At 68.4% G+C, this 23,122-nt stretch carries 19 protein-coding genes; 14 read left to right on the top strand and 5 right to left on the bottom strand.

Annotated features, from left to right (window positions below):
- The 6 genes from BLQ77_RS16560 (at position 1) to BLQ77_RS16535 (ending at position 6,460) form a co-directional block, all read left to right on the top strand.
- Entirely contained in the window at positions 1-639 is a 639-nt protein-coding gene (locus BLQ77_RS16560; protein WP_242661748.1) for a hypothetical protein, read from the top strand.
- A gap of 158 nt (positions 640-797) precedes the next feature.
- Positions 798-2,174: a Trk system potassium transporter TrkA gene (gene trkA / locus BLQ77_RS16555; protein WP_089961177.1), complete on the top strand. Its 1,377-nt coding sequence runs from the start codon at positions 798-800 to the stop codon at positions 2,172-2,174.
- Positions 2,175-2,177: 3 nt separating this feature from the next.
- Positions 2,178-3,692 (top strand): TrkH family potassium uptake protein, encoded by a 1,515-nt coding sequence (locus tag BLQ77_RS16550; RefSeq protein WP_089961174.1) that lies wholly within the window; start codon positions 2,178-2,180, stop codon positions 3,690-3,692.
- Between the two features lie 167 nt (positions 3,693-3,859).
- Positions 3,860-4,099, top strand: coding sequence for an RNA chaperone Hfq (gene hfq / locus BLQ77_RS16545; protein ID WP_007800966.1), 240 nt, complete (start codon positions 3,860-3,862; stop codon positions 4,097-4,099).
- 17 nt (positions 4,100-4,116) lie between these two features.
- A complete protein-coding gene (hflX, locus tag BLQ77_RS16540; RefSeq protein ID WP_008885595.1) occupies positions 4,117-5,370 on the top strand; it encodes a GTPase HflX in 1,254 nt (417 codons plus the stop codon).
- Between the two features lie 97 nt (positions 5,371-5,467).
- Positions 5,468-6,460: an FUSC family protein gene (locus BLQ77_RS16535; protein ID WP_008884912.1), complete on the top strand. Its 993-nt coding sequence runs from the start codon at positions 5,468-5,470 to the stop codon at positions 6,458-6,460.
- A gap of 3 nt (positions 6,461-6,463) precedes the next feature.
- Here the strand turns inward: BLQ77_RS16535 and BLQ77_RS16530 are convergent, their stop codons facing one another.
- Together BLQ77_RS16530 and BLQ77_RS16525 are read right to left on the bottom strand one after the other, a co-directional pair.
- Positions 6,464-7,393: a phosphotransferase family protein gene (locus BLQ77_RS16530; RefSeq protein WP_089961171.1), complete on the bottom strand. Its 930-nt coding sequence runs from the start codon at positions 7,391-7,393 to the stop codon at positions 6,464-6,466.
- Positions 7,394-7,400: 7 nt separating this feature from the next.
- Entirely contained in the window at positions 7,401-9,881 is a 2,481-nt protein-coding gene (locus BLQ77_RS16525; RefSeq protein ID WP_089961168.1) for a penicillin acylase family protein, read from the bottom strand.
- 116 nt (positions 9,882-9,997) lie between these two features.
- Between BLQ77_RS16525 and BLQ77_RS16520 the strand changes: the two genes are divergently transcribed.
- Complete coding sequence (locus BLQ77_RS16520; protein ID WP_089961166.1) at positions 9,998-10,870, top strand: NAD(P)-dependent oxidoreductase; 873 nt, start codon at positions 9,998-10,000, stop codon at positions 10,868-10,870.
- A gap of 156 nt (positions 10,871-11,026) precedes the next feature.
- Here BLQ77_RS16520 and BLQ77_RS16515 read toward each other — a convergent pair whose 3' ends face one another.
- Positions 11,027-11,452, bottom strand: a complete 426-nt coding sequence (locus tag BLQ77_RS16515; protein WP_008883862.1) for an OsmC family protein — start codon at positions 11,450-11,452, stop codon at positions 11,027-11,029.
- A gap of 503 nt (positions 11,453-11,955) precedes the next feature.
- Here BLQ77_RS16515 and BLQ77_RS16510 point away from each other — a divergent pair.
- The 6 genes from BLQ77_RS16510 (at position 11,956) to BLQ77_RS16485 (ending at position 20,307) form a co-directional block, all read left to right on the top strand.
- Entirely contained in the window at positions 11,956-14,970 is a 3,015-nt protein-coding gene (locus BLQ77_RS16510) for an Rne/Rng family ribonuclease (RefSeq protein ID WP_089961284.1), read from the top strand.
- Positions 14,971-15,263: 293 nt separating this feature from the next.
- Positions 15,264-16,016: a cytochrome c biogenesis CcdA family protein gene (locus BLQ77_RS16505; RefSeq protein WP_008884719.1), complete on the top strand. Its 753-nt coding sequence runs from the start codon at positions 15,264-15,266 to the stop codon at positions 16,014-16,016.
- Between the two features lie 133 nt (positions 16,017-16,149).
- Positions 16,150-17,418 carry a hypothetical protein gene (locus tag BLQ77_RS16500; RefSeq protein ID WP_089961163.1) on the top strand — a complete coding sequence of 423 codons (1,269 nt, stop codon included), beginning with the start codon at positions 16,150-16,152 and terminating at the stop codon, positions 17,416-17,418.
- The gene (locus BLQ77_RS16495) at positions 17,415-18,767 is read left to right on the top strand and encodes a cytochrome P450 (RefSeq protein WP_089961161.1); all 1,353 of its coding nucleotides are present in this window, start codon (positions 17,415-17,417) and stop codon (positions 18,765-18,767) included. The genes BLQ77_RS16500 and BLQ77_RS16495 overlap by 4 nt, the downstream gene beginning before the upstream one ends.
- 104 nt (positions 18,768-18,871) lie before the next feature.
- Entirely contained in the window at positions 18,872-19,765 is an 894-nt protein-coding gene (locus tag BLQ77_RS16490; protein WP_008885109.1) for a fructose bisphosphate aldolase, read from the top strand.
- 305 nt (positions 19,766-20,070) lie between these two features.
- The gene (locus BLQ77_RS16485; protein ID WP_089961159.1) at positions 20,071-20,307 is read left to right on the top strand and encodes an EF-hand domain-containing protein; all 237 of its coding nucleotides are present in this window, start codon (positions 20,071-20,073) and stop codon (positions 20,305-20,307) included.
- A gap of 14 nt (positions 20,308-20,321) precedes the next feature.
- On the opposite strand, the gene BLQ77_RS16480 is transcribed toward BLQ77_RS16485, so the two are convergent.
- The gene (locus tag BLQ77_RS16480; protein ID WP_089961158.1) at positions 20,322-20,942 is read right to left on the bottom strand and encodes a YitT family protein; all 621 of its coding nucleotides are present in this window, start codon (positions 20,940-20,942) and stop codon (positions 20,322-20,324) included.
- 204 nt (positions 20,943-21,146) lie between these two features.
- On the bottom strand, positions 21,147-22,361 hold the full coding sequence (locus BLQ77_RS16475) for an NADP-dependent isocitrate dehydrogenase (RefSeq protein WP_089961156.1): 1,215 nt from the start codon (positions 22,359-22,361) through the stop codon (positions 21,147-21,149).
- A gap of 361 nt (positions 22,362-22,722) precedes the next feature.
- On the opposite strand from BLQ77_RS16475, the gene BLQ77_RS16470 reads away from it, so the two are divergent.
- Positions 22,723-23,106, top strand: coding sequence for a hypothetical protein (locus BLQ77_RS16470; RefSeq protein ID WP_131822025.1), 384 nt, complete (start codon positions 22,723-22,725; stop codon positions 23,104-23,106).
- The last annotated feature ends 16 nt before the right edge of the window (positions 23,107-23,122 follow it).

Raw genomic sequence — 23,122 nt, 5'->3', positions numbered from 1 at the left:
ATGCGCACAAGGGCTGCCTTCGGGCGCGTGGGATACATGGCCGGGGCGCTGGCGCTTTCGCTCGGCCTGCTGGGGGGCTGCTCGGCCCCCTCGGTCTCGACCCAGACCGGCGGGCCGGCCGTGGCCCCGGCACAGGACCGCGACGCGCTGGAGGCGCAGATCGCCGAAGTCACGCAAGCGCTGCGCGCCCTTGGACCGGGCGTCGATCCGGACGAGGCCGCCCGCGCCGCCCGCATCGCGGTGCTGAAGCCGCTCGACTGGGCGCGCGAATGGCAGGTTGTGGACGCGCCGCTCGTCCACAACGTCAAGGTTGTCAACGGCTTCCGCGAGAAGGGCGTGTGCCAGGACTGGGCCGACGCCATGGAGATCGCGCTGCACGCCGAGGGCTTCCGCACGCTCGACATCCACCGCGCCATCGCCAACGCGCGCAACATCAAGCTCGAGCATGCGACCGTCATCGTGACCGCCGATGGCCAGCCCTGGGACAGCGGGCTGATCCTCGATCCGTGGCGCATCGGACAGGGGCGGCTCTACACGGCGCGTGTGGGCGAGGACGACCGCTACAGCTGGGAAAGCCGCGAGGCGGTGCGGGCCTGGACCCGCGAATGGAAGGCCCGCGCGCTCGCGCAACAGGGCTGAGCGCTGCCGTCCGTCCGGCCCGGTGACCCCCGGACGACATGGGGCGCGGGCCCTCGCGCCAGCGCCGTTGGCGCCGTCCCGGCCCGCCCCTCGGGCGTTGACCGTCCCGCAAGCGCGTGTCATGCCACGCATAAGACAGGACCAGGGGCAAGGAACGCATGAAGGTCATCATTTGCGGGGCCGGGCAGGTCGGCTGGCAGATCGCGCGGCACCTCTCGGGGGAGCGGAACGACGTCACCGTGGTCGACAACAACCCCGACCTGGTGCGCCGCGCCACCGATACGCTTGACGTGCAGGGCATCGCGGGTTTCGCGTCCTACCCGGACGTGCTCGAGAAGGCCGGCGCGCGCGATGCCGACATGATCATCGCCGCGACCCATTCCGACGAGGTCAACATGGTCACCTGCCAGGTGGCCCACTCGATCTTCGCGATCCCGCGCAAGGTGGCCCGGCTGCGGTCGCAATCCTACCTCACCGCGATCTACTCCGACCTCTACCGGCGCGACCACATGCCCATCGACGTGGTGATCTCGCCCGAGAAGGAGGTCGCAGAGGCGGCGCAGCAGCGGCTCGAGGCCCCCGCGGCCTTCGACACCGAGCGCTTCCTGCAGGGCGATGCGCATCTGCTCGGCCTCACCATCGACGAACACTGCCCGATCGTGAACACGCCGCTGCGGCAGCTGTCGGATCTGTTCTCGACCCTGCGCGCCGTGGTGGTGGGCATCCGCCGCGAGGGCACGCTCTTCGCGCCCGAGCCCGGCGACCAGCTCTTCGTGGGCGATTCCTGCTATGTCATCAGCCACGGCGACGACGTGCGCCGGACGCTCGAGATCTTCGGCAAGTCGCAGCGCAAGCAGGAGCGCGTCGTGGTGATCGGCGGCGGCAACGTCGGTCTCGCCGTGGCGAGCGCCCTCGAGAAACGCACCGAGCGCATCCGCGCCAAGGTCATCGAGCGTGACCGCAAGCGCGCCGAGATCGCCGCCGACGCGCTCGAGCGCACCATCGTGCTGCACGGCGACGGGCTCGACAGCGCGCTGCTGGCCGAGGCGGGTATCGACCGCGCCGACGCGGTGCTCTGCGTCACCGACGACGACAAGACCAACATGCTCGCCGCCGTGCGCGCCAAGGCCGAGGGCTGCCCCATGGCCATCGCGCTGGTCAACGACCCGACGCTGATCCCGCTGATGGAGCCGCTGGGCGTCGACGCCTGGATCAACCCGCGCGCCACCACGGTGAGCTCTATCCTGCGTCACATCCGCCACGGGCGCGTGCGCTCGGTCTACTCGATCGGCGACGCCGAGGCCGAGGTGATCGAGGCCGAGGTGCTGTCGACCTCGTCGATGGCGGGCAAGCTGGTGCGCGACATTGACTTCCCCGAGGGCGTGCTGATCGGCGCCGTGCGTAAGGGCGACAAGGTGGTCAAGATCGCCGGCGACCTGCGCATCGAGGACGGCGACCGCGTGGTGATCTTCGCCCTGACCAAGGATGTGCGGGAGGTCGAGCGCCTGCTGCAGGTCTCGATCGACTTCTTCTGACCGATGCGCACCCTCTACCGCATGCCGCTCTTCCTGTTGCTGACGGGAATTGCCAGCGCCTCGATGATGCTGCCGGCGGCGGTGGCGCTGGCCGAGGAAGAATTCCACGACGCGCGCAGCTTCTTCTACGCGGCCATCGTCGGCGTCGTGCTGACCGCGCTGGTGGCCATCGCGCAGGCCACGCGGCGGCACAACCGCTCGGCCTCGCGCCAGCTCTTCGCGCTGATGGGCGCCTTCGTGTTCCTGCCGGCGCTGCTGGCGGTGCCGTTCCACGAGGCGGTGCGCACCACCACTTTCATGAACGCCTTCTTCGAGATGGTCTCGAGCCTCACCACGACCGGTGCCACGCTCTTCGACCCGTCGCGCCTGTCCTCGGCCGAGCATCTCTGGCGGGCGCAGGTGGCGTGGCTCGGCGGGCTGCTGATGTGGATCGCCGCGGCGGCGATCCTTGCCCCGCTGACGCTGGGCGGATTCGAGATCACCGCCCGCGGTGAGCCCGGCCAGAGCGTCGACGCGGGCGCCGCGAGGCGCGACATGCGCGACCCCGCGCAGCGGCTCGGGCTCGCGGCGCGGGTCCTGGTGCCGATCTACGCGGGGCTGACGCTGGCGCTGTGGATCATGCTGATGGTGGCGGGGGACCTGCCGCTGACCGCGCTGATCCACGCCATGTCGACGCTCTCGACCTCGGGGATCTCATCGGTCGGCGGCCCGATCAACGCGGGTTCGGGCATCGCGGGCGAGATGATCATCTTCTGCTTCCTGTTCTTCGCACTGTCGCGGCTGACCTTTTCGGGCGACACCGGGGCGTCCTATCGCCCGGGCCTGCGCGAGGACCCCGAGTTCCGTATGGGCATCTCGATCGCGATCCTCGTGCCGCTGGTGCTGTTCGTGCGGCACTGGATCGCCGCCTTCGACGTGGGCGGCGAACAGAACCTCGCGCTGGGGCTGCGGGCGCTCTGGGGCGGGGTGTTCACCGCGCTCTCGTTCCTGTCGACCACGGGCTTCGTCAGCAGCGACTGGGCCGAGGCCCAGAGCTGGTCGGGCCTGCCGACCCCGGGGCTCATCCTCATGGGGCTCGCGATCATGGGCGGTGGTGTCGCCACCACCGCGGGCGGCGTGAAGCTCCTGCGGATCTACGCGCTCTACCTCGCGGGCAAGCGCGAGCTCGAGAAGCTGGTGCACCCGAGCTCCATCGGTCGCTCGGGCCCGATGGCGCGCAGGATGCGGCGGCAGGGGGCGTTCATCGCGTGGGTGTTCTTCATGCTCTTCGCAATGTCCATCGCCGCCTTCTCGCTGATCTTCAGCCTCTTCGGCATCGATTTCGAGAACGCCATGGTGCTGACCATTGCCGGCCTCACCAACTGCGGCCCGCTGATCCGCGCCGCCGCCGAGATGCCGGTGGACCTCGGCGCGCTGGGGGACGGGGTCAAGCTGACGCTCTGCGCGGCGATGGTGCTGGGGCGGCTCGAGCTGATGGCGATCATCGTGCTTCTCACCCCGGGCATCTGGCGCGACTGACACGCCGTCCGGGCCATCTGCCTTCCGTGTGGGCAGCGCGCACAGGCAGCGTGCACATCCGCCAAGGCCCGGATTTTTGCACTGGAAGTTCCTCCTTTGGCGATACATACTCGCCCGAAAGAGCGAAGGCCGCCCGGCGGCAAAGGGCAAGAATAAAGGCAAATTCAATGGCTTCGGACAGACAAAATCTTCAGGACGCGTTCCTCAATCACGTCCGCAAAACCAAGGTTCCGGTCACTGTCTTCCTGATCAACGGGGTTAAACTGCAGGGCGTCATCACCTGGTTCGACAATTTCTGCGTGCTTCTGCGCCGGGATGGGCAGTCGCAGCTTGTCTACAAGCATGCGATCTCGACGATCATGCCGTCGCAGCCGATCAACCTGTATGACGGCGACGGCAACGATTGAAAGAACATGCAACGCATGTGACCCGCGCCTGGGTCCTGCATCCCGACATCCGCTCGGATCGTGATCGCCGCGACGCGGAGATGGCGCTCGAGGAAGCTGTCGCGCTGGCAGTCGCGCTCCCCGACCTCGAGGTCGTGGGCAGCGCCGTCGTGCCGGTGCGCGATCCGCACCCCGGCCACCTCTTCGGCACCGGCAAGATCGAGGAGCTGAAGACGCTCTTCGAGGAGGCCGAGGTCGAGCTGGTGCTCGTCGACGGCCCCGTGAGCCCGGTGCAGCAACGCAATCTCGAGAAGCAGTGGAAGGTCAAGCTGCTCGACCGGACCGGGCTGATCCTCGAGATATTCTCGGACCGTGCCGCCACCCGCGAGGGCGTGCTGCAGGTCGAGATGGCGGCGCTGTCCTACCAGCGCACCCGGCTGGTGCGGGCCTGGACCCACCTCGAACGGCAGCGCGGCGGGCTCGGTTTCGTCGGTGGCCCCGGCGAAACCCAGATCGAGGCCGACCGCCGCGCCATCGACGAACAGCTCGTGCGGCTGCGGCGCCAGCTCGACCGCGTGGTCAAGACCCGCGACCTGCACCGCAAGGCGCGCGCCAAGGTGCCGTTCCCCATCGTGGCGCTGGTGGGCTATACCAACGCCGGCAAGTCGACGCTCTTCAACCGGCTGACCGGGGCCGAGGTCATGGCCAAGGACATGCTCTTCGCCACGCTCGACCCGACGATGCGCGCGGTGCGGCTGCCCACGGGCATCGAGGTGATCCTGTCGGACACGGTGGGCTTTATCTCGGACCTGCCGACCGAACTGGTCGCGGCCTTCCGCGCCACGCTCGAAGAGGTTCTGGCCGCGGACGTTGTCGTGCATGTGCGCGACATTTCGCATCCCAACACCGAGGAGCAGTCCGAGGACGTGGAGACCATCCTCGCCTCGCTGGGCCTCGACGAGGAGGTGCCGCGCATCGAGGTCTGGAACAAGATCGACCGCCTGCACCCGGACGAGCGCGACGCGCTGCTGACCCGGGCCGAGCGCGAAGAGCAGGTCTACGCCGTCTCGGCCCTGACCGGCGACGGGCTCGACGTGATGCTGCGTGCGGTGACCGACCTGCTGCAGGGCGAGACGGTCGAGGAAGAGCTCCTGCTCGGGTTCGACGAGGGGCGTCGCCGGTCGTGGCTCTTCGGCAAGGGGCTGGTAACGGACGAGCGGCAGGAAGAGGACGGCTTCGTCGTTCGCGTGCGCTGGTCCGCAAAGGACCGGGCGCAGTTCCAGAGCCTCTGAAATCGCCGAGTATCCATGACAGCGGCGCGGGCTGGTGGCCTGCGCCGTTCGTGCTAGGGTTTCGGGAACGGCACGGTTTTTCGGAAAGAGACAGGGCATGAGCATCGGCGAACGGGTCTCGGCGTGGTTCCTTGACGGGCCTGCGCCGATGCGCTGGACCGACATCGGCGTGATGCTGGTGGCCGTCGTGCTGCCGGTGGTCGTGGCGGTGCTGCTCTTCGGACCCATCGGGATGGGCGCCTTCGCCGCCTCCATGCCCGCGCATCTTGCCAGCCGCGAGGGCGGGGCGCCGGTGGCACTGCTTGCGACCATCGCGACCGGGCTCGGAGGCATGGTCGCCATCGCCGATCCGGTCATGGCGCTGATGACGGCGGGCTGCCTTGCGGTGATGACCGCCATCGCCGCGCATCACCAGCTTGCCAGGCCCGCCATGCGCGCGGTGCTGACATGGACGCTGTTCACCGCGCCGCTGATCCCCTCGGACAACCTGCCGCTGCTTCTGGGCATCTATCTGGGCGGCATGATCTGGAGCATCGGCATCACCTCGCTGGCACGCCGGGTGCGGACGCTCGACGCGGTGTCGGCGGGCAGTCGGGTCTACAGCTTCACCTTCGGCGCGGTCTTCGGCACCGGACTCGTGGTCGCGGTCTGGCTCGGGCAGAGACTGTTCGACGATCACGGCTTCTGGCTGCCGCTGACCTTCGTGATCCTGTCGATGCCCCCCTATGGCGCGCTGTTCTCGCGCAGCCTGAAGCGGACGCTGGCGACCCTTCTGGGCGCCTATGCCTCGGTCGCGGTGGCGCAGGTCGGGCTTTCCGCGGCGGCGACCGGCGTGCTGGCCCTGGTGATCTTTCCGCTGGCGTTCCGGTTGCTGCCGCGCAGCAGCTTCGCGGGCACGGCCCTGATGACCTTCAGCATCCTCGAGGTGCTCTCGCTGATCTCGGACATCGACGCGGTCGCCGCCGAGCGGGTCGAGACGGTGCTGCTGGCAAGCGTGCTGACGCTGGTGCTTGGCGTGCTGGCGACCGGGGTGCTTGCGGTGCTGAAGCCGAAGGCGCTGCGCGAGGCCACGGCGGACGACGCTGCCTGAACGTCAGACCGGCAGCAGGGGCGCCCGCGCCGAGAGGATGCGTTGCGCCGCGACGAAACGCGCCCGCTGCCGCAGCGAGGGGGCCGGGGGCGTCGCCGCCCAGACCCCGAGCGCGAAGAGCCGCTGCAGGAAGAGCGTCGCGGGACCGATGCTGCCGGTGATGCCGTAGCCCTTGCCAAGCGCCTCGGACAGCGGCTCGAGCCCGCCGCCATGGGCCACCGCGTCGAGCAGCAGCGCGACGAGATCGCGCATCGGCTCGTCCGGGGCGTCGTTCTCGAAATCGAGCCCGATCAGCCGGTTGGGCGTGAGCATCAGGTTCGACAGGTGTAGATCGCGATGGGTCACCGCGCGCACCGAAGGCGTGCCGCGCACCTCTGGAACCTGCTCGGCCAGCGCCGCGACCTCGAGCCGGAACTGCCCGACATCGGGGATGAGCCGCCCGCCGAACTCGTGTTGCATGATGAGCTTCTGCAGCCACGCGAGCTGGCCCTTGGGACGGAAGGGGTGCGGCTCGAGGCTGGTGCCGTGCAGCCGCCGCAGCCAGTGCCCCGCCGCCTGCAGACGCGTCGCGCGGTCGGCCTCCGACAGGTGCGGCCAGAGCGCCGAGAGGCTCGGACCATCGGCGTAGGCCATGCCGAGCACCAGCCTGCTCTCGTCGAAGAACAGCACCTCGGGCGCGGCGTCGGGCAGGGCTGTCACCACCGCCCGCTGGCGCGCGACCTGTGCGCGGGCCTTGTCGGCCCAAGCGGGGGCGTAGACCTTGACCACGATGCGCTCGTCCGGCCGGGCGGCGCAGAAGACCTGCGCCCGGCGCGGCTTGTCGACGGGCGCGAGGCTGCCCAGCCCGTGCGGCGCGCCCGGGCGCCGCTCGGCCAGCGACGCGCGCACCAGCGCACGGGCGGTGGCGAGGTCGAGATGGGTCTCGTCCCTCATCCCGGCGCTACTTCCTGAGCAGCCGCGTGACGCCGATCGAGGCCGCCCGTGCCAGGTCCTCGTCGAGCGACATGGGGATGTACTCGCCGCGCCGCCACAGCGTGCCGAGGTCGTCGTAATGCCGCGACAGCAGGTGGCCGCTCTGGCCGGTCGAGGTGATGAAGACCGAGGAATCCGGGTCGGCGAAATCGTAGACGCCGCGGTAGGTGGCGCCGTGCACGCTGGTGAACGGGTCGGGATCGGTGCCCGAGGTGCGCCCGCGCTCGAGCGTGAAGTCGCCGCCCGAGGTCGCCTGCCGGATGTTGGTGAAGTAGCGCAGCACCGGGATGTCGCCCAGCACCATGTGCCGGTGCAGCGCCTGGTGCGCATCGCCCCAGCGCAGGCTCTCGAGCGCGGTGCCGTAGCGCTCGGAGATCCACACCAGCGCATCGTCGAGCGCCATGCGGGCAATGTCCGAGCAGCTCTCGACCGCGACCGAGCGGATCACGTCGCACCACGCGCTGGCGCCGTCCACGTCGCGGTACACGCGCTCGATGAACAGCGGCTCGACGTGGCTGTAGGCGTCGGCCAGCGGGCCGAGCTCGTCCCGAATCAGGCGCTCCTGCAGGGCCCGGACCCAGGCTGCGTAGATCAGCGGCTCGGGCAGGTGCTCGTTCATCTCGCCGTTCCAGTCGGCCAGCAGTTCGAGCGCACGCTGGCGCTGACGCTCGGGCGTGCCCTCGGGCGCGGCCTCGCCGGTGAACCACAGGTCGCGACCGATGAGCGGCAGCAGGGTGCGCGCCGCCGGCGACACGGTGTCGAGCTGCGCCTCGATGAAGCTGTCGCGGGTGTGCACCTGCCGCCCCTGCATGAGCTGGCTCCAGCGCATCACGCGCTGGCTGTCGCCCCAGTCAAAGCTGACATGGGCGGGGAAGGGGCGGTCGATGATCTTGTTGTTGGTGTTGCCGACGATGCCGCCGTCGGGATCGGTCCAGACCGGGTTCTCGCTGTCGGGGAAGACGCCCTGCCAGCGGTTGGCCTCGACCCAGCCGGGCGAGGGCATGCGGCCCTGGCTCTGGTGGGCCGGATCGCGCAGGGGCATGGCGCCGATCAGCTTCATCGCGATGTGCTCGCGGTCGATCAGCGTCAGCATCTGCGACGGCGCGACATAAAGCGGTGTCGCCTCGTCGAGCGCCTCCTGCACGCTGCCCGCTGCCATCAGGCGAAGCGCGCCGCTGACCGAGGTGTCGTTGCCCGAGAGCGCCGTCCAGTTCATCGACACCACGTGGCCCGGGGGCGTGATGGCGTCGAGCTCGAAGCGGGTGCGGGGCAGGACGGGGCCGTTGTCGGTCCAGCGCAGGGTGACGGTGACCGGCGCCTCGCCGCGGATCTCGACGATCGAGCGGCGGGTCTGGAAGCGCTTCCAGCCGTCGGGCGTGCGGTATTCCTGCGGGTTCGCGGGGTTCAGCTCCTCGATGTGCAGGTCCTGGTCGTCGAGGTAGGACGAGGTCAGCCCCCAGGCCAGCTTCTGCGACCGGCCGAGCATCACCGCGGGAATGCCGGGCACGGTGGCGCCGATCACGCCGCCCGAGGACAGCTCGAGCCGCGCGAGATACCAGGTCGAGGGCGCGGTGAACCCCAGGTGCGGGTCGTTGGCGAGAAGCGTGCCGCCCCCGGCCGAGCGCGCGGGCGCCGCGGCCCAGGCGTTGGAGGCGCCGGCGAAGCCGCGCTCGGCGAATGGCGAGAGCCGGTCCTTGTAGGGGGATGTCCCGGGGTCCCGCGCGGCGTAGCGCGGCATTTTCAGGCCGGGAAAGAGGCTGGCGTAGTCGGGCAGGGCCGCGGTGCCGGCGCCGGGGATGTCGGGCAGGATGTCGGCGAGCCGCTTGGGATCGGGCAGCAGCAGCGAGGTCCGGGCGCGCAGGATCTCGTCGCGGAACTGGCCCGAGAGCTGCAGCGCCATCAGCTTGACCAGCGAGATGCTGTCGGCGGGCTGCCACGGCGCGATGGGTGCGTCGAAGAGGAAGAACTCCGGCGCGCCGCGCCCGAGGCTGTGCTCGTTGATCTCGGTGATGCGCGCGTTCACCCCGGCGGAATAGGCGCGGAGCGCCGCCAGCGTCTCGGGCGTCTGCGAGGCGACCGAGCGGGTGGCGAGCGGGTAGAGGTCAAGCCTGCGCATCAGGATGTCGGTCTCGAGCGTGCGCCGCCCGAAGATCTCCGAGAGCCGCCCCTGCACGGTGCGCCGCATGAGCACCATCTGCCAGAGCCGGTCCTGCGCATGGGCATAGCCCAGCCCGAAATAGGCGTCCTCGTCGGAGGCGGCGAAGATGTGCGGCACGGCGGCATTGTCGCGCACGATATCGACCTCGGCGCCGATGCCGGCGACGGTCAGGTCCTTGTCGTAATCCGGCAGCGACCGCGAGGCGAGGTAGTAGACCAGACCCACCACGACGACGGAGAGAAGGATCGCCGTGGACGCGAGCCTCAGGAGCCATCGGAAGAGTGTCGCCATCAGGATTTCCCCGTTCACCGGTCTTCGGGCGGGCTTACCGCGTGGCCGCCCCCTTGCCAAGGCCCGGGGGAGCGGCGACAACACAGCCAACGTCAGCGATAACGGAGGGTTGAACCATGGCGAAATGCGCATTCCTTGGGCTCGGGGTGATGGGATATCCCATGGCCGGGCATATGGTGAAAGCCGGTCACGAGGTCACGGTCTACAACCGGACCGCCGCAAAGGCCGAGGCCTGGACGACCGAACACGGCGGCAAGATGGCGCCGACCCCGCGCGAGGCCGCCGAGGGCGCCGAGTTCGTCATGGCCTGCGTCGGCAACGACGACGACCTGCGCTCGGTCTGCCTCGGCGAGGACGGTGCCTTCGCGGGCATGTCCGAGGGGGCAATCTTCGTCGACCACACCACGGTGAGCTCGAAGGTCACGGCGGAACTCTATGAAGTCGCGAAGGAAAACGGCTTCGGTTTCGTCGACGCGCCGGTCTCGGGCGGGCAGGCGGGGGCCGAGAGCGGCCAGCTCGTGGTGATGTGCGGCGGCGACCAGCCGGACTACGACATGTCCGAGCCGGTCATCGACGCCTACTCGAAGCTCTGCCGCCGCATCGGCGACAGCGGCGCCGGCCAGAAGTGCAAGATGGTCAACCAGATCTGCATCGCGGGCCTGGTACAGGGCCTCTCCGAGGGGCTGGCCTTCGCCGAGAAGGCGGGTATCGACGGCCGTGCTGTGGTCGACGTGATCGGCGGCGGCGCCGCCGGCTCGTGGCAGATGGTGAACCGCTACGGCACCATGATCGACGACAAGTTCGAGCACGGCTTCGCGGTCGACTGGATGCGCAAGGACCTCGCGATCTGCCTCGCCACCGCCGAGGAGATCGGTGCGCCGCTCCCCGTCACCGCGCTCGTGGACCAGTTCTACAAGGACGTGCAGGCGATGGGCGGCGGCCGCTGGGACACCTCGAGCCTGATCAGGCGCCTCAAGGCCTTCGGCTGACGTCCCGCGCCCATTTGACACGCCGGAGGCCTCCGGAGGGTATCATTTGGACCAGTGGAAGACGCGCGCGCTTCGCCCTGTCTTCCACTGGCCTTCAAATATCCCGGGGGTGAGCGCGCCCCGGCGCGCGAAGGGGGCAGCGCCCCCTTGCCGCCGTTACGCCAGCGTGGCGTCCATGGTGATCTCGGCGCTCAGAAGCTTCGAAATCGGACAATTCTCCTTGGCCGTCGCTGCCGCCTCGGCGAACTGCTCGGCCGTGGCGCCGGGCACCTTGGCGGTCACGTCGAGGTGGCTCGCGGTCACCGCGAAGCCGGCGTCGCTCTTCTCGAGCGAGACGGTGGCGACGGTCGAGATGTCGTCCGGGGTGAAGCCGGCCTCGCCCAGCACCATGCTCAGCGCCATCGAGAAGCAGCTCGCGTGTGCGGCCCCGATCAGCTCCTCGGGGTTGCTGCCTGGCGCGCCCTCGAAGCGCTTGTTGAAGCCGTAGTTCACCTCGTCCAGCACGCCGGATTCGGTCGAGATTGTGCCGGTGCCTTCCTTGAGGCTGCCCTTCCAGTTCGCGGATCCCTTCTTGCGGATCATGTCGTGCTCCTTCTCGTCAGACGGCGCCGCGATGCGCAGCACCCGGGGACCAACGCGGCACCGGGCGGGGAGTTGCATCGGGGCGGCGCGCCGCCTCGCGCGCGGAAAATCGCGACTGTCACATTCCATATTGTCTTTTCCACACCCCTTCCCTTATGCTGGCTGTCAGGCCTCCCATAATGCTTGGCGATGCCAGAGAGTTTCGCTGCGCCGGCGCGTCCCCGACAAGGACCCGGTGCAGACCGATCGGGCCGAAAGGCCACCCGAAGACCGCCCGGACCGCCTCACGGTTGCGGGCAGATAACAGGCGCAGCGCGGCAAGGTCCGTGCCAGCGTCGGAGAAGAACCGCGATGAAGCGTGCGACGCAGACGAGGCACCAGGGCGAAGACCAAGCGTCTTCCCGTGCCTGCGCGCCGCAACTCGCCCAGACAAGCCACGCCGCAACTCCCCTTCGTCCCCCTCCCGGTGGAGGAGGGGCGCTTGCGCCGTGCAGACGGACAACATGGCAAAGAAAATGCTCATCGACGCCACCCACGCGGAAGAGACCCGCGTCGTGGTGGTCGACGGAAACAAGGTCGAGGAATTCGACTTCGAGTCGGAAAACAAGCGTCAGCTAGCCGGCAACATCTATCTCGCCAAGGTGACGCGCGTCGAGCCGTCCCTGCAGGCGGCCTTCGTGGATTACGGCGGGAACCGTCACGGCTTCCTCGCCTTCTCGGAGATCCACCCGGATTACTACCAGATCCCCGTCGCCGACCGTCAGGCGCTGATGGAGGAAGAGGCCGCGCTTGCCGCCGAGGCCGATGACGAGGACGACGAGAAGGAAAAGTCGCGCGCGCGCTCCACGCGGTCGCGCCGGTCCCGTTCGCGCACCCGGTCCAAGGCCGAGAAGACCCGCAGCGACGACAAGACCACCTCGGCGGACGTCTCCGAGATCAAGGGGATGGAGACCATCGACCTTGGTGACGAGGAGCACGGCGAGGACACCGCCGAGGGTCTGTCGCCCATGGTGCTGGTGGACGAGGCCCCCGTGGCCGAGCCCGCCGACGCGCCCGAATCCGGCGACAGCGAAGACATCGTGACCACCGGGACCGCAACCGAAGAGGCCGCGTCCGACGAGGCGGCTGCCGAGGCGATCGCGGACGAGGACGAGGCACCCGAGGCTCGCGACACCGAGGCCGACGACGAGGATGAGGACGACGACGAGGACGATCACGTCTCCGGCGACGACAGCATCGAATCCGTGGCCGACGATGACACCGAGGAAGACATCCGCCCCAAGCGCAAGCCGCGCCCGCGGAAGTACAAGATCCAGGAAGTCATCAAGGTGCGCCAGATCATGCTGGTGCAGGTCGTCAAGGAAGAACGTGGCAACAAGGGCGCCGCGCTGACCACCTACCTGTCGCTGGCCGGCCGCTACTGTGTGCTGATGCCGAACACCGCCCGTGGCGGTGGCATCTCGCGCAAGATCACCAACACCACCGACCGCTCCAAGCTTAAGCAGATCGCCGCCGAGATCGACGTGCCCAAGGGCGCGGGCCTGATCATCCGCACCGCTGGCGCCAAGCGCACCAAGACCGAGATCAAGCGCGACTACGAGTACCTCCAGCGCCTGTGGGAGCAGATCCGCGCCCTCACGCTGCAAAGCATCGCGCCCGCCAAGATCTACGAGGAGGGTGACCTCATCAAGCGCTCGATCCGCGACCTCTACAATCGCGAGATCGACGAGGTTCACGTGGAAGGCGACCGCGGCTACCGCATCGCCAAGGACTTCATGAAGATGATCATGCCGTCCCACGCGAAGAACGTGAAGCACTACGCCGACCCGATGCCGCTCTTCGCGCGCTACCAGGTCGAGAGCTACCTCAGCTCGATGTTCAACCCGACGGTCCAGCTCAAGTCCGGCGGCTACATCGTCATCGGCGTGACCGAGGCGCTGGTGGCCATCGACGTGAACTCCGGCCGGGCCACCAAGGAAGGCTCGATCGAGGAGACCGCGCTCAAGACCAACCTCGAGGCCGCCGAGGAGGTGGCCCGACAGCTGCGTCTGCGCGACCTTGCCGGTCTGATCGTCATCGACTTCATCGACATGGAAGAGCGCAAGAACAACGCCGCCGTCGAGAAGAAGCTCAAGGACAAGCTCAAGACCGACCGGGCCCGCATCCAGGTGGGCCGGATCTCGGGCTTCGGCCTGCTCGAGATGTCGCGCCAGCGTCTGCGCCCGGGCATGATCGAGGCCACCACGCAGCCGTGCCCGGCCTGCCACGGCACCGGCCTGATCCGCTCGGACGACAACATGGCGCTGAACATCCTGCGCCAGATCGAGGAAGAGGGCACCCGCCGCCGCTCGCGCGAGGTTCTGGTCAAGGTGCCGGTGGGCATCGCAAACTACCTGATGAACCAGAAGCGCGAGCATGTCGCGATGATCGAGGGGCGCTACGGCATGGCCGTGCGCATCGAAGGCGACACGCATCTGGTCTCGCCGGACTTCTCGATGGAGAAGTTCAAGACCGCGACGCGCAACGTGCCCGAGGTCGTGGCGCCGGTGGTGTCGGTCGACACCACGCTGATGGACCAGGTCGACGAGGACGCGCTCGAGGCGGAAGTCGAGGAGGTCGAGGAGGTCGAGGAGGAGACCACGGTCGAGACCCCGACCCAGCAGGACGACGACGACAAGCCCAAGAAGCGCCGCCGGCGTCGGCGTCGCTCGCGCTCGAAGTCGCGCGAGAACGACGAGAACGGCGAGAGCGATGGCTCGGACGAGGGTAACGACAACGGCGATGCCGACGCGTCGGACGAGGTGACGGCGGAAGCGCCGGCCACCCCGGTCGCGGCAGAGGCAGCGGCCGAGGTTGTGACCGAAGCCCCCGAGGAGGCCCCGGCCGCCGAGACCCCCGAGGCCGCTCCGGCCGAGGAGGAAGCGCCCGCCAAGCCCAAGCGCACCCGCTCGCGGTCGCGCTCCCGCGCCAAGAAGACCGAAGAGGTGACGGAAACCGCCGAGGCGGATCCGGCCAGCGAGCCTGAAGCGGCCGCCGTGGTCGAAGCGCCCGAGGCGCCTGCTGCCGAGGCCTCGGAGCCCGAGGTCGCAGCGGCTCCCGAAGCCGTCGAGGCCGCGCCGGTCGCCGAGGCCGAGCCTGTTGCCGAAACGGTCGAGCCCGTCGCAGAGCCCGCCGAGCCGGTGGCAGAGGTGGTGGCAGAGCCCGTCGCCGAGGCACCCGAGGCGGAGGCCGCAACCGAGACGCCCGAGCCCGTCGCCGCGGAAGCGCCGGCGGAGTCCGAGGTGGCCGAGGCCGCGCCCGTCGAGGAGACAGCACCGGTTGCCGAAGAGGTGGCCGAGGCCGAGCCCGAGGCGGCACCGGAAGCGGCAGCCGAAGAGACCTCGGAAGAGGCTCCGGCAGACGTTGCCGTCGACGAGACCCCCGCGGAAGAGCCGCAGCCCGAGTCCGTCACCGAAGGCGCAAGTGCCGATGCTGACGACAAGCCCAAGCGGCGCGGCTGGTGGTCGGTCGGTCGCTGACCCGGCGCGGATCGCCTGATACCTGAACGCACGAAGGCCCCGGACCCAGTCCGGGGCCTTTCTGCTTTGCGGCGCATTGGTGCGAGTGCGTTACGGCACACCTGTGCGACACGGGCGGATCTACTGGCAAGGTCAAGCCAGGCCGGGCGGGGCTTTCCGGCGAGACAGGGGAACGCGCTGCCCGTTGGCCGAAGCCTTCCAAGCGCCACACCGATACACCACGCCACGGCTTTCCACGGGGATGTGACCTCGCGCCGCGTGACGCGGGTGCCGTTATCTTCTACCCATGCGATATGTTCGGAATCGACATCATAGACGCCAGCCTGCTGCCGGCGATGTTCGTGGCGCTCTTCGCCGGGGTCATCTCGTTCCTGAGCCCCTGCGTGCTGCCAATCGTGCCGCCCTATCTCGCCTTCATGTCGGGGGTGAGCCTCGCCGAGATGGAAGCCGGCGGCCGCGCCCGGCTGCGCGCCTTCACCGCCGCGCTGTTCTTCGTGCTGGGGCTGTCGACCGTCTTCGTGCTGCTCGGCTTCACCGCCTCGTGGCTCGGGACGTTCTTCCTGCAGAACCAGCTGCTTCTGGCGCGGATCTCGGGCGTTGTGGTGATCGTCTTCGGCCTGCACTTCCTGCACGTCTTTCGCATCCCCTTCCTCGACCGTGAGGCGCGGATCGAGACCGGCGACACCGGTGGCTCGGCCTTCGGCGCCTATATCCTCGGGCTCGCCTTCGCCTTCGGCTGGACCCCCTGCATCGGGCCGCAGCTGGGCGCGATCCTGTCGATGGCGGCCTCCGAGGCCTCGATCGCGCGCGGCACCGCGCTGCTGGCGGTCTACGCGGCGGGTCTGGGACTGCCGTTCCTGCTGGCCGCCATCTTCCTGAGCCGCGCCATGGGGCTGATGAACCGGATCAAGCGCCACATGGGGCTCATCGAGAAGGTCATGGGGCTGCTGCTGGTCGCGGTCGGCCTGATGCTGCTCACCGGCGCCTTTTCGGCCTTCTCCTTCTGGCTGCTCGAGACCTTCCCGGCACTGGGCGAGCTCGGCTGATCCCGCCTGATCCCCGGCCGGTCCTTGCGCCAAGTGCGTCGCAGGGGCAGCCGGAGCAAGATCGACGGCCGGGCGCCACAGTCTTGCCCAAACCCCATGCTAGGGCGAGGGTCGCGACAGAAGGGGCGAGGGAATGGGCGAAGACCCGCAGGATCTCCCATCAAAGGGCCAGCCGGGGCAGGAGGTGTCCCGACGCCGGGTGTTCTACATCCCGGGCTACGACCCGATTCACCCAAGGCGCTACCGTGAGCTTTACCGCAAGGAGGGCGCCGCGCAGGCGGCGATCTCGGGCTACGAGCTGGCGCTGACGCCCAAGCGCCCGGGCGGTCCCTACGGCTGGCAGGTCTCGGCCCGGATCGACGGGGTCGAAGTCGAGGCCGCGGTCGAGGTGCTGGTCTGGTCCGACATCGTGCGCGACAGCATGTCCAACACCATCCCCGGCACCTATCTCCAGCTGGTGCGGACGGCGTGGGAATACATCGCCACCGGCGCGCTGCGGCGGCTGATGCGGCTGCGCAAGGGGCCGGTGATCGCGGCGCTCTACCCGGTGGGGATGCTGCTGCTGCAGCTCCTTGCCGCGATCCTGACCGGCTGGCTGGTCTGCGCGCTGGCGGGACTGCTCGCGCCTTGGGCGGGGATCGCGACCCGGCTCGTAGGCGCGGGCGCAGGCATCGTCGCGGCGGTGGCGCTGCTGCGTTGGTTCAAAGCAAAAGACGGCAAGCTCTACGCCTACTACCTCATGCACGACTACGCCTATTCCGCCCAGTACCGCGGCGCCAACCCGCCCGAGCTTGGGGCGCGCATGGCCCGGTTCACCGACATCATCGCCGAGGCGCTCGAGAGCGACGCTGACGAGGTGCTGGTGGTCGGCCACAGCTCGGGCGCGCATCTGGCGGTCTCGGTCCTCGCCGATCTCATCCGTCAGGGCAGGGTGCCCGCGCGGGGGCCACGGCTGGCCTTCCTGAGCCTCGGGCAGGTGGTGCCGATGGTGTCCTTCCTGCGCGAGGCGCACCGGCTGCGGGCGGACCTCGCCTTTCTCTCGGCGCGGGACGAGCTGACTTGGGTCGACGTGACCGCGCCGGGCGACGGCTGCGCCTTCGCGCTCTGCGATCCGGTCGCGGTCTCGGGGGTTGCCCCTGAGGGCCGGCGCTGGCCACTGGTGTTCTCGGCGCAGTTCACCCGGTCGCTCAGCCCCGAGCGCTGGAAGGCGCTGCGCTGGCGCTTCTTCCGGCTGCACTTCCAGTATCTCTGCGCCTTCGACCGGCCGCTCGATTACGACTACTTCCGGATCACCGCGGGCCCGCTGAGCCTTGCCACGCGCTATGCCGGGCGCCCGCCCTCCGCCAGCCGCATTGACGTGCCGGTGTCCAAGTTCACCGCGACCTCCACCGCCGCCGCATGATCCCGCCGAAACCCGCCGCGCGGCCCGAGAAGGTCTCGCTCCTGCGCTACCTCCGCCTGTTCCGGCAGGACATCCTCTCGGCCCAGCCGGCGCGGCTCTACCGGGCGTGGATGGCCGAGTTCCGCACGCCGTTCTTTCACTCCTACCTCGTGAACCAGCCCGAGCTGGTGAAGACCGTGCTGAAGGACCGGCCGCTGGACTTTCCCAAGTCCGGGCGGGTGTCCGAGGGGCTGCGGCCGCTGCTGGGCGCGTCGGTGTTCCTGACCAATGGCGCGCAGTGGCAGCGCCAGCGGCGCATCATCGACCCGGCTTTCGAGGGCGGCCGCCTGCGCGAGACCTACCCGGCGATGTGGGACGCGGCGCAGGCGGCGCTGGCGCGGCTTGCAGAGCGGGCGGGCGAGGAGGTGGAGATCGAGGAAGAGACCAGCCACGCCGCTGCCGACATCATCTTCCGCACGCTCTTTTCGATCCCCATCGAGGACGCGCTGGCGGCGCAGGTCTTCCACGAGTTCCGCACCTACCAGCGCACCCAGCCGATCCTCAACCTCGCGGCCTTCGTGCCGCTGCCGCGCTGGCTGCCGCGTTTCCACCGGCCCGGCACGCGGGCCGCCGCGCGGCGCATCCGGGCGCTGATCACCGAGCTGACCGAACGCCGCATGGCCGAGATCCGCGCCGGCACCGCGCCGGACGATCTTGCCACCAAGATCATGACCACCCGCGACCCCGAGACCGGCGAGACCTTCTCGACCGAGGAGATGGTCGACCAGGTGGCGATCTTCTTCCTCGCCGGGCACGAGACCAGCGCCTCGGCGCTGGCCTGGGCCTTCTATCTTGCGGCGACGCATCCCGACTGGCAGGCGCGGCTGGCGGAAGAGGCGCAGGTGCTGGGCGAGGTCCCCGCGTTTTCCGACATCGCGCGGCTCAGGATCTCGCGCGATGTCTTCCGCGAGACGCTGCGGCTCTACCCGCCGGTGCCGATGATGGTGCGCGAGACGAGCCGCCCCGAGCGCTTCCGCGACCGCGCGCTGAAGCCGGGCTCGCAGGTGGTGCTGAGCCCGTGGCACCAGCACCGCCACGAGCGGTTGTGGGAGAACCCGCACGGCTTCGACCCGGCGCGCTGGGGCACCGGGAACGGACGCCAGTGCCAGCGCGAGGCCTACATGCCGTTCTCGGCCGGGCCGCGGGTCTGCACCGGCGCGGGCTTCGCGATGGTCGAGGGGGTGCTGATGCTCTCGCTGATCCTGCGCGACCTCAGGCTGTCGCCGGTCGAGGGCAGGGTGCCCGAGCCCGTCGCCTTTCTCACGGTGCGCGCCCGGGACGGCATACATCTGCGCGTCGATAAGCGGTAACGTGTGACGTTAGCGTTAAACCCGGCGGCACCACCTACCCAATCCCGAAACCTTGGTCTATGCCTTTCGCAACAGGCATTTCCAGCATGGGAGAGAGGTTCCTCATGACCGTTTTCGAAGACCAGAAGAAGAAGATGGCGACCGGCAATGGCTTCATTGCAGCGCTTGATCAGTCTGGCGGATCCACCCCCAAGGCGCTGAAGCAATACGGCGTCGAAGAAGACGAATACAACGGCGAAGCCGAGATGTACGGCGAGATCCACAAGATGCGCTCGCGCATCATCACATCGCCCGCGTTCACCGATTCCAAGGTGCTTGGCGCGATCCTGTTCGAACGCACCATGCGCAGCGAGATCGACGGTCTCCCCACCGCCCAGTACCTCTGGGAAAAGCGCGGCGTCGTGCCCTTCCTGAAGATCGACAAGGGTCTCGAGGACAAGGCCAATGACGTGCAGCTGATGAAGCCGATGCCCGGCCTCGAGGAGCTGCTGAAGGAAGCCAAGGAAACCTTCGGCATCTTCGGCACCAAGGAGCGTTCGGTGATCCATGCCGCCAACGCCGAGGGCATCAAGGCCGTCGTCGACCAGCAGTTCGAGGTCGGCAAGACCGTCGTCGCCGCAGGTCTCGTGCCGATCATCGAGCCCGAGGTCGACATCAACTCGCCGACCAAGGAAGCCGCCGAGTCGCTCCTCAAGGATGCGATCAAGGCCCAGCTAGACGCGCTGCCCGAAGGCATCGACGTCATGCTGAAGCTCACCATTCCGACCGTCGACGGTCTCTACGACGACCTCGCCGACCATCCGCGCGTGGTGCGTGTCGTGGCGCTTTCCGGTGGCTACACCACCGATGACGCCTGCGAAAAGCTCGCCCGTCAGCCGAAGATGATTGCCTCCTTCAGCCGCGCGCTGGCCGAGGGCCTGTCGAAGAAGCAGTCGGACGACGACTTCAACGCTCTGCTCGGCAGCAACATTGGCAAGATCTACGAAGCCTCGCTCTGAGGGTTCACGACGTCCAGGCGCCGGGCTGAGCCCGGGGCCGGATCGGGGCGCGTCGCGGTTGCGGCGCGCCCTTTGTCTTGCGCGTGAGGGTGTGCCGGGTTTTGCGGCAGCTGCGGGGGTTCGGGGCGGGGATTTCCGCCGACCCCTCTGGCAAACGTTCAGGTTGCGCGGGGTGTTGCCCATGCACTTCAGCGGTTTCGGCGCCCCGCCGCGCGCCTCTCGTGCGGGCATGGACGGGCGCCGCGAGGCTTGGCCTAATGGGGCAGGGCTTGCCCGGATGGCCCATCTTGCCGGAGACCACCTGCATGACAAGGAAGACCCTGACCCTGATCCTGTTCGCAACGTTCGCCGGCGCCGCCGCCGCGCAGGACAGTGTGGACATCAACGGTGACGGCGTGCTTACGCTGTTCGAGATCCAGGCGGTCTGGCCCGAGGTCTCGACCGACGGGTTCATGTTCCTCGACCGAGACGGCGACGGGTTGCTCGGCCCCGAGGAGTTCGAGGCGGCGCGGCAGGGCGGGCATCTCGCGGCAGCGAACTGAGGCCGGGGGCGGGCTCAGGAGCGGGCGATGTAGCGGTCGCGCCGGTGGTTGACGGTGATGATGAGGTTCAGCACCACGGCGCCGAGCAGCGACCACAGCACCCGCTGCCAGTCGAACAGGAAGAGCGCCAGCGCGAAGACGCAGAGGTCGAAGCCAAGCTGCACGTGACCGGCCTTGATGCCCTTGGTGTCCTGCGCCCAGAGCGCCACAACGCCGACCCCGCCCAGCGTCGCGCCGTGCCGGAACAGCATCAGCAGCCCGACCCCCGCGAGAATCCCCGAAAGCGTCGCCCCGAGCGCCGGGTGCAGGTGGTTCATGCTCAGCACCAGCGGCAGGCTCTCGGCGATGGTCGACATCAGCGCCACCGCAAGGAAGCTCTTGATGGTGAAGCGCCACCCGAGCTGGCGGATCGCCAGCAGGTAGAAGGGCAGGTTGAGCACGAAGAAGATCGCGCCGAAGGGCAGGCCGGTGGGGTAGGACAGCACCAGCGACAGGCCTGCGATCTGGCCGGTGAAAAGCTCGGACGCCCGCAGGAACTGGATCGACAGCGCGACGAGGGTGGTGCCCACCAGAATGGCGAGGGCATCCTCCCAGAAGGAGTGGCGGTCCGGCGGCGGAGACTCGAGCAACAGCATGCAAGGGGAATTGCCGCAGCGCAGCGCGGGGGTCAAGCGCGGTCGTGCTCTGACGGCGCGTCGGGCGGGGCCTCTGCCCGCATCGCAGGCAGGGCGCGGGGGCGTGTTGCTGGCAGGACGGGGAACCAACTCTTCCCGCGTTGCAACCCGGCCTGTGAGCGGACGGACGCTGCGCGGGGGCGGTCAGCCCCCGCGCCGGATCGGTCAGCCGGCGAGCGCGCGGTTGAGGTTCTCGTCGATCTTCTCGAGGAAGCCCATGGTGGTCAGCCATTTCTGGTCCGGTCCCACCAGCAGCGCGAGGTCCTTGGTCATCCAGCCGTCCTCGACCGTCTCGACGATCACCTTCTCGAGCGTTGTGGCAAAGGCCATCAGCGCGGTGTTCTCGTCGAGCTTGGCGCGGTGCTTGAGGCCGCCGGTCCAGGCGAAGATCGAGGCGATGGAGTTGGTCGAGGTCGACTTGCCCTCCTGGTGCTGGCGGTAGTGGCGGGTGACGGTGCCGTGCGCGGCCTCGGCCTCGACGATCTTGCCATCGGGCGTCATCAGCTGCGAGGTCATCAGTCCCAGCGAGCCGAAGCCCTGCGCCACGGTGTCGGACTGCACGTCGCCGTCGTAGTTCTTGCAGGCCCAGACGAACCCGCCGTTCCACTTCATGCAGCAGGCGACCATGTCGTCGATCAGGCGGTGTTCGTACCAGATCTTCTTGGCCTTGAACTTCTCTTCGAACTCCTCCTCGTAGACCTTCTGGAAGAGGTCCTTGAAGCGGCCGTCATAGGCCTTGAGAATGGTGTTCTTGGTCGACAGGTACACCGGCCAGCCGAGCGCCAGCCCGTAGTTGAGCGAGGCCCGCGCGAAGTCGATGATCGAGCTGTCGAGGTTGTACATCGCCTGGTAGACGCCCGCGGATGGCGCGTCGTAGACGTCCTTCTCGATCACCGTGCCGTCCTCGCCCACGAATTTCATCGTCAGCTTGCCGGCGCCGGGGAAGGTGAAATCGGTGGCCTTGTACTGGTCCCCGAAGGCATGACGGCCGATCACGATGGGCCGGGTCCAGCCGGGCACGAGGCGCGGCACGTTGCGGCAAATGATCGGCTGGCGGAACACCACGCCGCCAAGGATGTTGCGGATCGTGCCGTTGGGCGACTTCCACATCTTCTTGAGCCCGAATTCCTCGACCCGCGCCTCGTCGGGGGTGATCGTGGCACATTTCACCGCGCAGCCGACCTCCTTGGTCTTCATCGCGGCGTCGATGGCGATCTGGTCTTCGGTGCGGTCGCGCTCCTCGATCCCGAGGTCGTAGTAAAGCAGGTCGAGGTCCAGATAGGGCAGGATCAGCTTCTTCTTGATGAAGTCCCAGATGATCCTGGTCATTTCATCGCCGTCCATCTCGACGATCGGGTTGTCTACCTTGATCTTCGACATGCAGTACCCTTTCCTGTTAGCATGCGGGCTATGACGGCCCCTTAGCCGAAAAAATCTCCCGGGAAAAGCGTTGTATGCATTTGTATACTTAATGTGACCTCGCCTGCGGGAAATTTGAGCGAGCTTTGAGGGATGTAAGGGAAGCGAAAAGGACAGGGCTGATAGATGCGGCGCATGTCCAAGATGCACCGCAACTCCATGGATGCCTTGGTGCTGGCCCTCGCGCGTCTCGTCGGGGGCGGCATGGCGCTGCTCTCGCAGCGGCCGAGAGCAAAGCCGCGAACAGGTGGCCGACGAGCCCCACAAGGCCACAGCGGCGCAGTCGCGGGCCGAAGCCTCGGCCCGCGAAACGCAGGAGGTGATGACGCTCTTCAACCGGCGCCTGCACCGGCTGGCGGAGCGCGATCTCGGCTGCGCCATCACCGAGCCTATGCAAGAGGCCAGCGAGAGCCTGCGCCGCGATTTCAACCAGTCGGTCTCGCAGTTGCAGGAAGCCCTTGGCGGCGCCACGATCAAGGCCCGTGCCTTCGAGGGCGAGGGGCACGAGGCGGCCACCGGCGATCTTTCCAACCACAGTGAGCGGCAGGATCATCGAATTGCTCGACGACATGAGCGCCTTCCGGCTGGTCCCGCGGCAAGCCGCCGCGCCGGAGACGGAGAAGCGCCGGGTCTGAGGGGGAGAAGCGTTGGTCCTGAAAGTGAGACGCTTTGGGCTTGGGGGCGAGACGTATTGGCTTGCGGTTGAGACGCACACGCCTTGG

The organism is Salipiger thiooxidans (genome assembly GCF_900102075.1).
Taxonomy (GTDB): Bacteria; Pseudomonadota; Alphaproteobacteria; order Rhodobacterales; family Rhodobacteraceae; genus Salipiger; species Salipiger thiooxidans.
Note: the sequence above shows the minus strand (reverse complement) of the source record. Positions and strands in the feature narration are given on the sequence as shown.

Coding starts and splice junctions, on each gene's coding strand:
- trkA (WP_089961177.1), top strand. CDS start 798: ATGAAGGTCATCATTTGCGGGGCCGGGCAGGTCGGCTGGCAGATCGCG.
- BLQ77_RS16475 (WP_089961156.1), bottom strand. CDS start 22,361: ATGTCGAAGATCAAGGTAGACAACCCGATCGTCGAGATGGACGGCGAT.
- BLQ77_RS16535 (WP_008884912.1), top strand. CDS start 5,468: ATGAGCATCGGCGAACGGGTCTCGGCGTGGTTCCTTGACGGGCCTGCG.
- BLQ77_RS16470 (WP_131822025.1), top strand. CDS start 22,723: ATGACGCTCTTCAACCGGCGCCTGCACCGGCTGGCGGAGCGCGATCTC.
- BLQ77_RS16505 (WP_008884719.1), top strand. CDS start 15,264: ATGTTCGGAATCGACATCATAGACGCCAGCCTGCTGCCGGCGATGTTC.
- BLQ77_RS16485 (WP_089961159.1), top strand. CDS start 20,071: ATGACAAGGAAGACCCTGACCCTGATCCTGTTCGCAACGTTCGCCGGC.
- hfq (WP_007800966.1), top strand. CDS start 3,860: ATGGCTTCGGACAGACAAAATCTTCAGGACGCGTTCCTCAATCACGTC.
- BLQ77_RS16495 (WP_089961161.1), top strand. CDS start 17,415: ATGATCCCGCCGAAACCCGCCGCGCGGCCCGAGAAGGTCTCGCTCCTG.
- BLQ77_RS16515 (WP_008883862.1), bottom strand. CDS start 11,452: ATGATCCGCAAGAAGGGATCCGCGAACTGGAAGGGCAGCCTCAAGGAA.
- BLQ77_RS16510 (WP_089961284.1), top strand. CDS start 11,956: ATGGCAAAGAAAATGCTCATCGACGCCACCCACGCGGAAGAGACCCGC.
- BLQ77_RS16480 (WP_089961158.1), bottom strand. CDS start 20,942: ATGCTGTTGCTCGAGTCTCCGCCGCCGGACCGCCACTCCTTCTGGGAG.
- BLQ77_RS16525 (WP_089961168.1), bottom strand. CDS start 9,881: ATGGCGACACTCTTCCGATGGCTCCTGAGGCTCGCGTCCACGGCGATC.
- BLQ77_RS16550 (WP_089961174.1), top strand. CDS start 2,178: ATGCGCACCCTCTACCGCATGCCGCTCTTCCTGTTGCTGACGGGAATT.
- BLQ77_RS16560 (WP_242661748.1), top strand. CDS start 1: ATGCGCACAAGGGCTGCCTTCGGGCGCGTGGGATACATGGCCGGGGCG.
- BLQ77_RS16490 (WP_008885109.1), top strand. CDS start 18,872: ATGACCGTTTTCGAAGACCAGAAGAAGAAGATGGCGACCGGCAATGGC.
- BLQ77_RS16530 (WP_089961171.1), bottom strand. CDS start 7,393: ATGAGGGACGAGACCCATCTCGACCTCGCCACCGCCCGTGCGCTGGTG.
- BLQ77_RS16500 (WP_089961163.1), top strand. CDS start 16,150: ATGGGCGAAGACCCGCAGGATCTCCCATCAAAGGGCCAGCCGGGGCAG.
- BLQ77_RS16520 (WP_089961166.1), top strand. CDS start 9,998: ATGGCGAAATGCGCATTCCTTGGGCTCGGGGTGATGGGATATCCCATG.